This window comes from Oceanirhabdus sp. W0125-5, assembly GCF_027938815.1.
Lineage (GTDB): Bacteria > Bacillota > Clostridia > Clostridiales > Clostridiaceae > Oceanirhabdus.
Window position 1 is genome coordinate 456,973 of the sequence record NZ_CP115913.1, and the last position, 12,816, is coordinate 469,788.

Annotated in this window: 11 protein-coding genes; 8 read left to right on the forward strand and 3 right to left on the reverse strand. The window is 27.5% G+C overall.

Annotated features, from left to right (window positions below):
- Positions 1-72 precede the first annotated feature (72 nt).
- From OW730_RS02230 to OW730_RS02255, 6 genes are all read left to right on the forward strand, one after another.
- Positions 73-1,410, forward strand: coding sequence for a replicative DNA helicase (locus OW730_RS02230; RefSeq protein ID WP_271227476.1), 1,338 nt, complete (start codon positions 73-75; stop codon positions 1,408-1,410).
- Positions 1,411-1,512: 102 nt separating this feature from the next.
- A complete protein-coding gene (locus OW730_RS02235) occupies positions 1,513-2,199 on the forward strand; it encodes a response regulator transcription factor (protein WP_271227477.1) in 687 nt (228 codons plus the stop codon).
- Positions 2,199-3,611 (forward strand): sensor histidine kinase, encoded by a 1,413-nt coding sequence (locus OW730_RS02240; protein WP_271227478.1) that lies wholly within the window; start codon positions 2,199-2,201, stop codon positions 3,609-3,611. The genes OW730_RS02235 and OW730_RS02240 overlap by 1 nt, the downstream gene beginning before the upstream one ends.
- A 46-nt stretch (positions 3,612-3,657) precedes the next feature.
- Positions 3,658-4,497 (forward strand): hypothetical protein, encoded by an 840-nt coding sequence (locus OW730_RS02245; RefSeq protein ID WP_271227479.1) that lies wholly within the window; start codon positions 3,658-3,660, stop codon positions 4,495-4,497.
- Between the two features lie 114 nt (positions 4,498-4,611).
- Positions 4,612-5,565: a 3'-5' exoribonuclease YhaM family protein gene (locus OW730_RS02250; RefSeq protein WP_271227480.1), complete on the forward strand. Its 954-nt coding sequence runs from the start codon at positions 4,612-4,614 to the stop codon at positions 5,563-5,565.
- Positions 5,566-5,725: 160 nt separating this feature from the next.
- On the forward strand, positions 5,726-7,015 hold the full coding sequence (locus tag OW730_RS02255; protein WP_271227481.1) for an adenylosuccinate synthase: 1,290 nt from the start codon (positions 5,726-5,728) through the stop codon (positions 7,013-7,015).
- Positions 7,016-7,353: 338 nt separating this feature from the next.
- Here OW730_RS02255 and OW730_RS02260 read toward each other — a convergent pair whose 3' ends face one another.
- Positions 7,354-7,800 (reverse strand): hypothetical protein, encoded by a 447-nt coding sequence (locus OW730_RS02260; RefSeq protein WP_271227482.1) that lies wholly within the window; start codon positions 7,798-7,800, stop codon positions 7,354-7,356.
- Between the two features lie 908 nt (positions 7,801-8,708).
- Complete coding sequence (locus tag OW730_RS02265) at positions 8,709-9,413, reverse strand: DUF3298 and DUF4163 domain-containing protein (protein WP_271227483.1); 705 nt, start codon at positions 9,411-9,413, stop codon at positions 8,709-8,711.
- Between the two features lie 182 nt (positions 9,414-9,595).
- Between OW730_RS02265 and OW730_RS02270 the strand changes: the two genes are divergently transcribed.
- Entirely contained in the window at positions 9,596-9,787 is a 192-nt protein-coding gene (locus OW730_RS02270; RefSeq protein WP_271227484.1) for a DUF1858 domain-containing protein, read from the forward strand.
- A 67-nt stretch (positions 9,788-9,854) separates the two neighbouring features.
- A complete protein-coding gene (locus tag OW730_RS02275) occupies positions 9,855-11,162 on the forward strand; it encodes a hypothetical protein (protein ID WP_271227485.1) in 1,308 nt (435 codons plus the stop codon).
- Between the two features lie 272 nt (positions 11,163-11,434).
- Here OW730_RS02275 and OW730_RS02280 read toward each other — a convergent pair whose 3' ends face one another.
- On the reverse strand, positions 11,435-12,652 hold the full coding sequence (locus tag OW730_RS02280) for an NAD(P)/FAD-dependent oxidoreductase (RefSeq protein WP_271227486.1): 1,218 nt from the start codon (positions 12,650-12,652) through the stop codon (positions 11,435-11,437).
- Between the last annotated feature and the right edge of the window lie 164 nt (positions 12,653-12,816).

The window sequence follows — 12,816 nt, forward strand, 5'->3', positions numbered from 1 at the left end:
CAAAAAAATACATTAAGTAGAATATATGATTTAGATATGTTCTATTATAGTAAAGTAAAAGGAGAGTAGTGTATGGAAAATACCTTAAAGAGTTTACCGTATAATATTGATGCAGAGCAATCAGTTATAGGGTCAATGCTTAAGGATAATGATACTATTCCACAGGTTTTAGAAGCCCTTAGTGATGAGGACTTCTATAAAGAAAGCCATAAGATTCTTTTTAGAGCAATATCTGAAATAATTTCCCAAGGTAATGAACATGTTGATATGATAACTCTTGTTGAAAAACTTAAGTCAGAAGATCAATTAGAAGGGGTAGGTGGAATAAGTCATATTACTGAGATTGAATCTTCCACACTGCTTACATCAAATTTAGCATCACATATTAAAATAATAAGTGATAAATCAACATTAAGAAAATTAATAAGGGCATCAAATGAGATAATCGAAAAAAGTTATAGTAATCAGAATGATGTAGAAGGTGTTCTTGATTTAGCAGGACAGAAAATCTTTAATATTGCTGAGAAGAGCTCAAAAAATGATTTTGAGCATATAAATACAGTTCTTGCTCGTGGATTAGATGAAATTGAGAGAATATACCAGAATGAAGGTGTTGTATCTGGTATACCATCAGGATTTCCAGATTTAGATGATATGACTTCTGGTTTTAAGCCAGGTGAAATGATACTGGTTGCTGCAAGACCATCTATGGGAAAGACAACATTTGTACTTAATATCACAGAGCACGCAGCTCTTAGAGAAGGAAAAAACATTGCTGTTTTTTCACTGGAGATGCCTAGAGAACAATTAGCATATAAGTTACTTTGTTCAGAGGCTAATGTTGACATGCTAAAATTAAGAACTGGAGCTTTAGATGACAGGGATTGGGAGAATATAGCTAAAGCTACCGGTCCGCTATCACGAGCTAAGATATTTATTGATGATACTGCTGGAGTCTCAGTAATGGAAATGAGATCAAAGTGTAGAAAATTAAATAAGGAACATGGCATTGATATGGTTGTAATAGACTATTTGCAGCTGATGTCAGGATCAGCAAATAGTGAGAGCCGTCAGCAAGAGGTTTCTGAAATATCAAGATCAATTAAAGCCTTAGCTAAGGAAATAGAGTGTCCTGTAATTGCACTTTCTCAGTTATCTCGTGCACCTGAACAAAGAGCAGATCATAGACCCATGCTTTCTGATTTAAGAGAATCTGGATCAATAGAGCAGGATGCCGATTTAGCTATGTTCTTATATAGAGATGAGTATTACGATAAAGATACTGAAGATAAAAATATTGGTGAAGTTATAATTGCAAAACAGAGAAATGGTCCTGTTGGAACAGTAAAATTAGCTTGGCTGGGGCAATACAGTAAATTTGCTCCACTTGAAGTTATTCATCAAGAATAATTTTGTAAATGTAATTTAAATTGTTATATAATAGAAATATACTAAATGTATATTTCTATTTTTATTTGTTTAGATATATGAGGCTTTAATGGAGGTAAGCTAATGAATGAAAAAGTATTAGTTGTAGAAGACGAAAGTGATATTAGAGAATTATTAGAGATACATCTTCTTAATGAAGGATATGAAGTATTTACAGCTAAGGATGGAGAAGAGGCTCTTAAAATATTCAACATAGAGAAAATTGATATTGCATTACTTGATGTTATGATGCCAAAAGTTAATGGGTTTAAAGTTATTAAACATATAAGAGAAGTAAGCAATATTCCAATAATATTTATTACAGCAAGAGTGGAAGATGAGGATAAGATTTTGGGGCTTGGATTAGGGGCAGATGATTATATAAGTAAACCTTTTAGTCCTAGTGAAGTGATAGCAAGAGTTCAAGCACATCTAAGAAGATACCTTGCATATTCAAATAAGATTAAAGAAGAACTTATTTGTGGAAATTTAACTATAGACAAGAAGAGCTGTGAAGTAAAAAAGGACGGAGAAGTAATCCAATTAAATGCTAAAGAATATAAGTTGCTACTATTATTTATGGAAAATATGGGAAGAGTATTTACTAAAAAACAATTATATGAGAATGTTTGGGAAGATGACTATTATGGTGATTCAAATACAATTATGGTACATATAAGTCACTTGAGAGATAAAATTGAGGTTAATCCAAAAAATCCATCATATCTTAAGACGGTAAGAGGAATTGGATATAAAATGGAGAAAAAATAATGAAGATGAATAACAAAAAAGTTAAATTATCAAATAAATTATTAGTAAATTATGTAATCATAATAATTCTATTGATTCTTTTTTCTGTTACTATCTTTTTTGGATATATAATTTTTAAATTCTTTAATGAATCTCCAATGATTATATTGGATGATAATGAATATGAAATTGTATTAAAGGGGAATGAGGATATAAATAAGATAATTGAATATGGAGGCTTTTATGAAATCATAGACGATAATCTTACAATAATATATGAAGAAAATAGTAGCTTAAAGGATGGGTACGAGTATACACTAGTTGAATTTTTAAAAATAATAGTTAGTGGAAAGAGAAAAAATTATAATACTACTATAAAATTTGATTTAGAAACTGATAATATGGTTATTATTGGATTACCTGATGATATTCAAAATATTGGATTGACTGATGGGGACTTAAATGAGGCGAAATTAAGAAACTTAAAGCAGAAGGTTGGAGTATTTGTAATAGGGTTATTTATTATGGTATCAGTATTATTATATTCTAAAATAACATCAAGAACATTTGTAAAGCCCTTAACAGATTTGCTAAAAAGCATAGATAAAATGAAAGAAGGGGATTATTCAGTAAGGACTGAAATAAAAGATTCAATTCAAGAAATTGTAGAAGTAAAAAAAGCATTTAATCATATGGCAGAAAAGATTCAAGATGAAAGTGAACTTAAAAATAAATCAGAACAAGTTAGAAAACAAATGATATTAGATATATCCCATGATTTAAAAAATCCTTTAACAAGTATACAAGGTTATTCAGAATTCTTAATAAAAAACGATAATGTGAGTAATGAAAAGAGATTAGAAATGCTTAATATAATAAATAGAAATTCTGTAAGAGCAAATAATCTGATCAAAGAACTATTTGAGTACTCAAAACTACAAAGTGAAGAGTATAAAATTAAATTTGAAATGAATGATATTTGTGAATTTCTAAGAGAACTTATTGCAATTTTCATTCCTCAATTCGAAGAAAAACAATTTGAATATGATTTTTCAATTCCAGATAGAGAAATATTGGTATCATTTGACAAGAAACAATTAGATAGAGCTATAAGTAATATTATAAATAATGCTATAAAATATAATAATATAGGAACAAAATTACTTATTTATCTTGTGGATAGTGAGAATGATATTATAATTATAATTAAAGATAATGGTAAAGGAATTCCAAAGGAAATGAAGAGTGAAATATTTAAGCCGTTTATTAGAGGAGATGAATCACGTAATTCTAAGACTGGTGGTACGGGATTAGGGTTAGCAATTGCGGAAAATATTATTGAAAGACATAAGGGAATTATTACATTAAACGATACAGATACTGGATGTGAATTTGAGATAAAAATACCTAGAAAATATAAAAATAATAAATGATATTAAAAAATATTTTCTATAAACCTTGTTAATTTGGGAGGATTATATGGATAAAAGTAAAATGAAAAATATGTTAACGGTAGTAATACTTTTAACATTATTAATAGGAATAAATGCGTTTTTTGCATATAATATCGTATTCCATAAATCAGAAGTTGAAATAATTAAAGATACTAGAGATAAAATAATGGTATCAGTAGAAAATTTTAAAGAAATCGATAGCAAAATAGATAAAGAGGTTAATAAACTTAAGGGTCAGGAAATAATAGATGAAGATTATAAAATGTTAAATCAATTTATAAAAGAACAGAAAAATACATATGTAGGACTTGAAAATTTAGGTCACAATAATAAGCTAAAGAAAGAAATTCTGCAAATTAGTGGATTAATGGAAGATAATTATGATATGAATACGCTTATTTTAACAAAATTAATCGAAAACAATATTGAAGAAGTAGAATTATATCTTGATAATAAGAAGTTTATAATCAAAACTTTAGAAGATTCATATATTCAAATATATTCAAGTATCGAGAGAGAAATAAATCCCATTGACAGAGAAAAATTGGTGGAAGAGAATATAAAAAATATAATATTAGGTCATTGGAAAGATGATATAAATGAAGTAGATTATTATTTTAATAATGACAATGAGGTTATTATTGTAAGAAATAGTGGAACAATAATATATGAGTACAAATTTATTAGCTTTGAAAATGGTATTTTTAAAATAATAATTGATAGTGAAGATAAAAAGATAGAAAAAAATTTACTTTTAGATAAAAGTAATAAGTCTGCTAAAGTTAAAAGTATATATAATAAAAAAGAAAGTTTGGAGTATTGGTCATATATCAATTCAATCCAAAAACCTGTAGAGAATCCATAGATAAACTTTATTTATACATATCCCAAAATCGCAGCGATTCAATGAGTTTTGGGTGTGTATAAATTTAGTTTTAACTTGTAATTTTTATAACTAATAATTTTCAGAGGTGAAAGAATGGAAAGAAAGAATATTTCACTATTACGAAATGGTGACAAGATAAGAGAAGTATATCTTATAAAGGATGTAACATGTAGATTAACTAATGGAAGTAATAATAAATTCTTGGATATAAATTTAATCGATAGAACTGGGATAATAAATGCAAAGCTTTGGAAATGTAGTGATGAGCAAGCAGAACAAATAAAACCGAATAAATTAATTAACATATGTGGTAATGTATTAGATTGGAAGGGAAAGCTTCAAGTAAAAATAGATTCATTTGAATTAATTGAAAATATGGATGACTATGATTTAGCGTTGTTCGTTCCTACTGCACCATATAAATCTGAAAAAATGATAGAACATATACAAAACGAAGTCAGTAATATTAAAAACAAAGATATACAAAGATTGCTTGAATATGTACTACAAGATAAAATGCAGGAGTTATTATATTATCCAGCAGCAAAATCAAACCACCATGCTATTAAAGGTGGATTACTATACCATACAGTAACAATGATGAGGTCTGCTCATAGATTATGTGAAGTTTATGATTTCTTAAATAAAGATTTATTGATGGCAGGAATAATACTACATGATATGTCTAAAATTGAAGAAATGAATGCAAATGAACTAGGCTTAGTAAATGAATATTCAATTGAGGGGCAGTTACTTGGTCATATAACAATGGGAGTAAGATATGTAGAGAGAATATCAAAAGAGCTTAATATTGATAGTGAGGTATCTTTGTTACTTCAGCACATGATTTTAAGTCATCACTATGAGGCGGAATATGGAAGCCCTAAAAAGCCAATGATTCCTGAAGCTGAATTATTGCATCATTTGGATATAATAGATGCAAGAATGTATGATATGAAAAAAGCTATTGAAAACTGTGAAAAAGGTACATTTTCAGAGAAAATATATTCCTTAGATGGAATTTGTGTATATAAACATAAACTATAATGCGAAAATAAATTATTAAATTATGATTAATATTCGTAAAAATAGTTGACGATATAAGTACACTTTGATAATATACTGAGTGTAATTAGTTATTTATTTGAATGTGACTTAAACTAGTTAAAATAAAAAATCTACTAAGTGTAGAAAGTGAGGAATTTATATGTCAGTGAATATAGTATTAGGAGCTCAGTGGGGAGATGAAGGAAAAGGTAAGATGACTGATTATCTTGCTGAAGAGGCTAATGTAGTTGCCAGATTCCAAGGAGGCAATAACGCAGGTCATACCGTTGTAGTAGGAGAAAAGGAATATAAGCTGCATTTAATACCATCTGGAATATTACATGATGATAAATTAAATATTCTTGGAAATGGTGTGGTAATAGATCCTAAAGCTTTATTCACAGAGATAGAGTATTTAGAAGAATTAGGAACAAAAGTAACGCCTGAGAAATTAGCTATTAGTGATAGAGCTAATGTTATCATGCCTTATCATAAAGAGTTAGATAGATTAAAAGAAATAGCAAGAGGAAAAGATAATATAGGTACAACAGGAAAAGGAATAGGACCTTGTTATACTGATAAGGTTGAAAGAAGTGGAATAAGAATGTGTGATTTATTACACGCTGATGTTCTTAGAGAAAAGCTTAAAAATAATATTGAAATTAAAAACAAAATAATTACTAATGTTTTTGATGGAGAGGCACTTGATTTTGAGAAAATTTATAATGAATACTTAGAGTTTGGTAAAAGAATCAAACCATTTATTAAAGATACATCAGTTATAATATATGATGCGATTAAAGAAGGACAAAATGTACTATTTGAGGGAGCTCAAGGTACTTTATTAGATATAGACTATGGAACATACCCATATGTTACATCTTCTAACACAACAGCTGGTGGAGTGTGTAATGGAGTAGGTGTAGGACCTACATTAATTGAGAGCGCAGTAGGAATAGCTAAAGCATATACAACAAGAGTAGGTAAAGGACCATTTCCTACAGAATTAGATAATGAAATGGGAGAACACATCAGAACTGTTGGACATGAATATGGTGTTACAACAGGAAGATCTAGAAGATGTGGTTGGTTAGATATTGTTATTTTAAAAAGTGCTGTTAGAATATCAGGTTTAACAAGTCTTGTAATAACTAAAATTGATACATTAGCTGGAATTGACAAAATAAGCGTATGTGTTGGGTATAAGCTAGACGATAAAGTTATAGATTACTTCCCAGCTAGTCTTGAAGATTTAGCAAAATGTGAGCCTATTTATGAAGTTTTAGATGGATGGGATGAATCTGTTGCAGATGCAAGAACATATGATGATTTACATCCAAATGCTAAAGCATATGTTAAGAGAATTGAAGAGTTAACAGGTGTTAAGGTTGCAATAGTATCTGTTGGACCAAAGAGAAGCCAGACTATTAGAGTGCATAAGGAACTTTAATAAAACCGTAATGGAAAATGGATAATGTATAATGGAGAATGATTGACATTTCTCTTCGAGAAATTTTAATTTTATTGTTTCCATGGACAATATCATTCTGCTCGTTTCATTTAGAATGAAACATTACACTTTATATACAATATTTTATTAAATATAAGATATATAAGACTATGTTTGATAATATGATGATTAAAAGGGAACTTTCGTGTGAAGGTTCCCTTTGTTTATGTTTGTAGTTAAGTATTTAAAGAAGTTATTTGATTATGATATGAAATTTTTTTATTGTGAATTAACATATTTCTTTAGTTAGTAAATCAAATAAGAGTAATGTGCATTAACTATACCAATAATTTTTTATTGTCCTTATAAAAACAAGTAATAATTGAGTAGCCAAGTGTCATTTGAAAAACAGGCATAAATACTGAACCATTCATTAGTAATACACCAATGGGATATGCTAAAAAATCGCGAATAATTGGGTTATCGATGCAGTAAATAGCAATACCAAATGAAAAGTATAATGACGGTATTCCCATAAATATTATTTTGGGTAAATTGACCATCCACTTTCCTTTTTTCTTTATTTCAGAAAGAAAATGCTCTAAACCAAAAAACACCCCAATGCTTCCATAAAAACTAATATACATAGCAGTATTATAAAATGGTCGAAAATTAAGCTTTTGATTATTTTTTAATATAATTAGAAAGATATATTGCCCCCAACGTACTAAAATAAGAATTAGACAAGTATAAACAAGATATTTTATCCACGATTTTACTTTCATGAATAATTGCCTCCATCTTCAAAATTAATTAATATAATCTTACTATGCTAAATTAGAAATTATTCTTTTTCCGTAACAATATAACTATATTATGCTTCAAGTAATTCACATACATTTAAGTATATATATTGTACAACGTAGAATATATTACGTTTTTATAGAATATTTATATCTATCCAAAGTAAAAGAAAATTAAATAAAATAGAAAAAATTATAAAACTAATCCGTTCATCAATTAAAACATCCTTTTTTATTATTAAATAAATAATTTTTTCAAAGATTTTAATTGTCCATATGATTGGTCTGTTGAAAATAAACAACATTAGATACCACAAGAGTGTAATGATATAGAATTCTTTTAAACTGATTAAATTATTAAAATTTAATATTAAATCTAATTTTTTAAAAGGATTAAGCCATAAGTAAATCATAATTTCTAAATGACACAAAATATAAGTTAAAAACACCATATAAATCCTAGTTCTTGCAGGGGCAAAATTGCGAGTTTTTTCTTTCCATTGATTTATCATTTCTTGTGAAGGTGTATATTTTCCCCATGGTGGAACTGTTAGAGCTTCTTTTAGCGTAGTTAATGGTTTATTGAATATGTAATACTTTAGTGGTTGCCTTTGTCGATCTAACATTTTTTATTTTCCTTTCTTTATTTCTATATTTTTTATAATTTGTATATATTGTACATAGCAATACTTTAATTATATAAAATGGTTCCATTAATTTAAAGGATTTAACATCTAAAGCTAAATATAAAATTCTAAATACAATATTTTATCCAGAGGATAAAATGAGTAACAACTACTTGTCCTAAAGAACAATAAAAATAAAGCTTCTCACGCCAGTGAGAAGCATCCATCATTATACATTATCCATTATCAATTATACATTCGGTTTTAATTATATACGTAGCCTGTAGAGAATGATTTAAGAGGTATTTTAAATTCAGGAATACCTGTTGAATAAGGGGCTATTTCATAAAGGTCATAATAAACAACTAAATTATCTTTTTCTATATAAAATTTAGTATCATCACAAATATTATTTATTAATGATTTTGCATTTTTAAAGTATGACTCAGGATCAAGCTCAATATCTTTATGTATTTTTTTAATAACTATATCTTTATAATCAAAATTCTCTTTAAACAAGGATGATAATGTAACATCTTTATCTTTTGATAAATCAACTGTTGTAGAGTTATAATAATAATTCCCATGAGCGCCTCCAGTATACTCATAGAAGCCCATTAATATACATAGCATAGATTCATTGTTTAACTTGATTTCATAGTCCGTAGAAACGATATATGGGGTTATGGTTAAGCCTTCTTTTTTTGCTTCATCATAATACCTTTTAGCTAAGGTTTCAATATCATCTTTAAGTACTTTAGCTTGAATATCGAATTTTTTATTGATAGTATCTTGTAACGACTGATCAGTCAATCCTGTAACCACTGGTATTTTAAGATTTGATTTAAAATAATTTGTTTTATATTTAACTTCTTTTGTTTTAATAGTAATAGGTGAAATTGCAAATACTATATTACATAAAGTGAATATTAAAAATGATAAAAATATTAATGTTTTTTTTAAGTTCATACGAACAAACCTCCATAATAATTATTTTTGGAATAAAATACACTGCATTCGTATTTTTTGTTATTTAATAAAAAATATTCAAATATTAAAATTTTTCTTGCTCAATTTACGTATCATAATAAAAAGTGTTATAATATTTTTAAAACATTAAAACAAAAACAAAAAGTTTAAGGAGTGATATTATGAAAATCACAAAAGATATGACTATAGGAGAAGTTGTTAAAAACTATCCGAAATCACCTGAAGTTTTAATGGGATTCGGTATGGGTTGTGTTGGTTGTCCATCAGCTCAAGCAGAAACTATTGAAGAAGCTTCAATGGTACATGGCATAGATTTAGAAAAATTATTAGAAGAATTAAACAAAATAGCTTAGTAAGAGGATAGTACTAAGCTATCCTTTTTCTTTGTTTTATGTAAAATCAATATATTGAGGTAAATACATGAAAAATATAATTAAGATTTTAGTTGCAATAACCTTCGTATTATTGAGTATATTTATTGTTATAAATTATAATCATAAATATCAAAATTTTATTATTGAAGCAGAGACCATTGATGATTATGGAACATGGTATGTAAATTTTGACCATGAAGTAGAAATGGATGATATTATTAATTCAGTAAAAATAATAGATGACAATGGAGAATTAAAAGACATTATTTTAAGTTATAGTGACGAATTAAAAAAATCAATAATTATTAAACCAAAAGAAGAATATCAAGTAGATGAAAAATATAAACTAATTATCGATGATATATATAATAAAAATAATATGAAGATAAATAAGTACATCACAAGAGAATTTTATGTTAATATGAAACCGTTAGAAATAGAGGTTTTACACCCCAAAATTGATGAGCAATATAAAATTACATTAATATTTAACCAAGAAATAAAAAAAGATGATAAAACAACTGAAGCAATAAAGGTAGTAGATAGTAAAGGTATATCATTAAATATTAAAATTAGTGATGATGAGGAAAGTCCTAATAAATTATTCATAGAAATATTAGATAAGCTAATACCTAAGCAAGAATATACTGTCAAGGTTAAGGGACAAATAACAACTAAACATCATAATATTATGTTAAATGCACTAGAGTTTAAATTTCCAGTTCCAAAGATAAAATTAGATGAGAGTTTAGGACTTGGAGTTTATGAGACTGATAGAAAAATAAATGACAGAAACTACGAGTGGTATATTGATCAGGGAAATACAGGGGAACATTCAGAAAATAATAGTGGACCAGCTGTAGCCGTAATGGCAGCAAAATGGCTAAATAAAGATGCTGAAGTAAGCGTTAATAGAGCAAGAAAAATATATTATCCTGATGGAGATGAGTGGTTTTCAGTAACATTAAAGAGTTTTTTTGATGAGTATTCTATACCTGCTATTGTAGCTGAAGATATAAAAAGTATAGATATAAAAAATCAAATTGATAATGATAATATCGTTATTGCATATATTGATCCTAAATATATACCTTATGAAAGCAATGAGAATAGTCATATTAATCGTTATAAAATTCAAGAAAAAAAGCACTATATATTAATAAAAGGATATAGAGTGGTAGATGATAAGCTTTATTATGAAATATATGATCCATATAATTTTGGAAGTGTATATGAAGATAATGAACTAAAGGGAAAAGACAGATATTACTACGAAGTTGATTTAATTAATTCTATAAAAAATTCATGGGATAATATTATTATTGTTTCTTCAGACATTGATGAAGATAATTAAAAGATAATTGAGAATGTATAATGTATAATGAATGACATTTCTCTCCGAGAAATTTTAATATTATTGTTCATAGGCAATAATAGTTTACTTGTTTCATTATTAATGAAACATTGTACTTTAAAATACAATATTTTATCTCAGATAAAATGAGTAAAAAAATATTGTTCTAAAGAACCAAAAAATTTAGCTTCTCACGAAAGTGAGAAGCATCCATAATTATACATTCTACATTGTACATTATACATTTGTTTTAAGGCACTTTTGTGTCTTTTTTATTTTGAGGCGTTTTTACCAGCAACAGCACCAGAACTCCAAGCCCATTGAAGGTTATATCCGCCACAATCACCATCTACATCAAGAATTTCACCACAGAAAAATAGATTTTTTTCTTTTGTTGATTCAAGAGTAACAGGGTTTATTTCATCAAGAGAAACTCCACCACTGGTAACTTGAGCTGAATCAAAACTCTTTGTTCCTGTAGCTATAAATTTCCATGATTTAAGTGTATTAATAATAACATTATGTTCATCACTAGTTATTTCCCAACAAGGTTTATGAATATTATGGATACCACAGTCTTTTAAAAATATTGGTATCAATTTTTTATTTAAAAGACCTATAAAAGAGTCATGAATGCTTCTGTAACCCACAATACCCCAATGTGATTCTAGGAAATCACTTAAATTATCAATGGACATTTCAGGGAATAAATCTAAATCAATAGTACAATTTGAGTTCCTTGAAATTATACCACTAAGCTGAAGAATTGGGGGGCCTGAGATTCCATAATCAGTAAACAGGATTTCACCATATTCAGAACGAATCATCTTTTTATTAACAAAAACAGTAGCGTTACCATTAAACTTAACTCCAGATAATGCTTTTAGTTTTGGATAATTAAGGGTAACTTGAACTATGGCAGGCATAAGTTTTACTATATTATGTTTAAAAATCTTAGCATATTTATAGCCTGAGCCATCAGAACCTGTCTTTGGATATGATTTACCACCAGTTGCAATTATTAGTTTATTACATGAGTATTCTTCGTTATTTGTAACAATTAAAAACTTATTATCTTTCTTAGATATATCAAATACCTGTGTATTTAAATATAAGGGTATAGACTTATCATTCAAAGAAAATAACAGTAAATCAACTACTGATGAAGCTTGAAGTGATAGGGGGTAAAGTTTATCATTTTCAAGTAAAGTCAAATTCAAGCCGATTGATTTAAAAAAATCTTTTGTATCATTTAAAGAAAAATTTGATAAAATATTTTTTATAAGTTCTTTAGATGAACTAGTATGATAATTGTTAATATCTATACTATTATTTGAGATATTACATCTACCATTTCCCGTTACAAGAATTTTTTTTGCAACCCTATCTTTATGTTCAATTATAGCCACATCGCTGCCCATATCTTTAGCTACTAGAGAGGCCATGATTCCTGACGCTCCGCCACCAATTACAATAATATCGTGAAACAAAATAATCACTCCTTTTATATAATGCACAAAGAACAGAGAATAAAGAACAAATTTTGTTCTTTGCTCTTTGATATATGCTATTTAATTTAATAATATTTATCAAGTTAAAATACATCTGATGTACTTAGATAATCCAAACTCTCAAAGCAAGTTATATATGTATT

Bases quoted from the DNA above. Each gene is read 5' to 3' on its own strand.
- OW730_RS02260 (WP_271227482.1), bottom strand. From the start codon at position 7,800: ATGAAAGTAAAATCGTGGATAAAATATCTTGTTTATACTTGTCTAATT.
- OW730_RS02240 (WP_271227478.1), top strand. From the start codon at position 2,199: ATGAAGATGAATAACAAAAAAGTTAAATTATCAAATAAATTATTAGTA.
- OW730_RS02245 (WP_271227479.1), top strand. From the start codon at position 3,658: ATGGATAAAAGTAAAATGAAAAATATGTTAACGGTAGTAATACTTTTA.
- OW730_RS02265 (WP_271227483.1), bottom strand. From the start codon at position 9,413: ATGAACTTAAAAAAAACATTAATATTTTTATCATTTTTAATATTCACT.
- OW730_RS02255 (WP_271227481.1), top strand. From the start codon at position 5,726: ATGTCAGTGAATATAGTATTAGGAGCTCAGTGGGGAGATGAAGGAAAA.
- OW730_RS02235 (WP_271227477.1), top strand. From the start codon at position 1,513: ATGAATGAAAAAGTATTAGTTGTAGAAGACGAAAGTGATATTAGAGAA.
- OW730_RS02270 (WP_271227484.1), top strand. From the start codon at position 9,596: ATGAAAATCACAAAAGATATGACTATAGGAGAAGTTGTTAAAAACTAT.
- OW730_RS02250 (WP_271227480.1), top strand. From the start codon at position 4,612: ATGGAAAGAAAGAATATTTCACTATTACGAAATGGTGACAAGATAAGA.
- OW730_RS02275 (WP_271227485.1), top strand. From the start codon at position 9,855: ATGAAAAATATAATTAAGATTTTAGTTGCAATAACCTTCGTATTATTG.
- OW730_RS02230 (WP_271227476.1), top strand. From the start codon at position 73: ATGGAAAATACCTTAAAGAGTTTACCGTATAATATTGATGCAGAGCAA.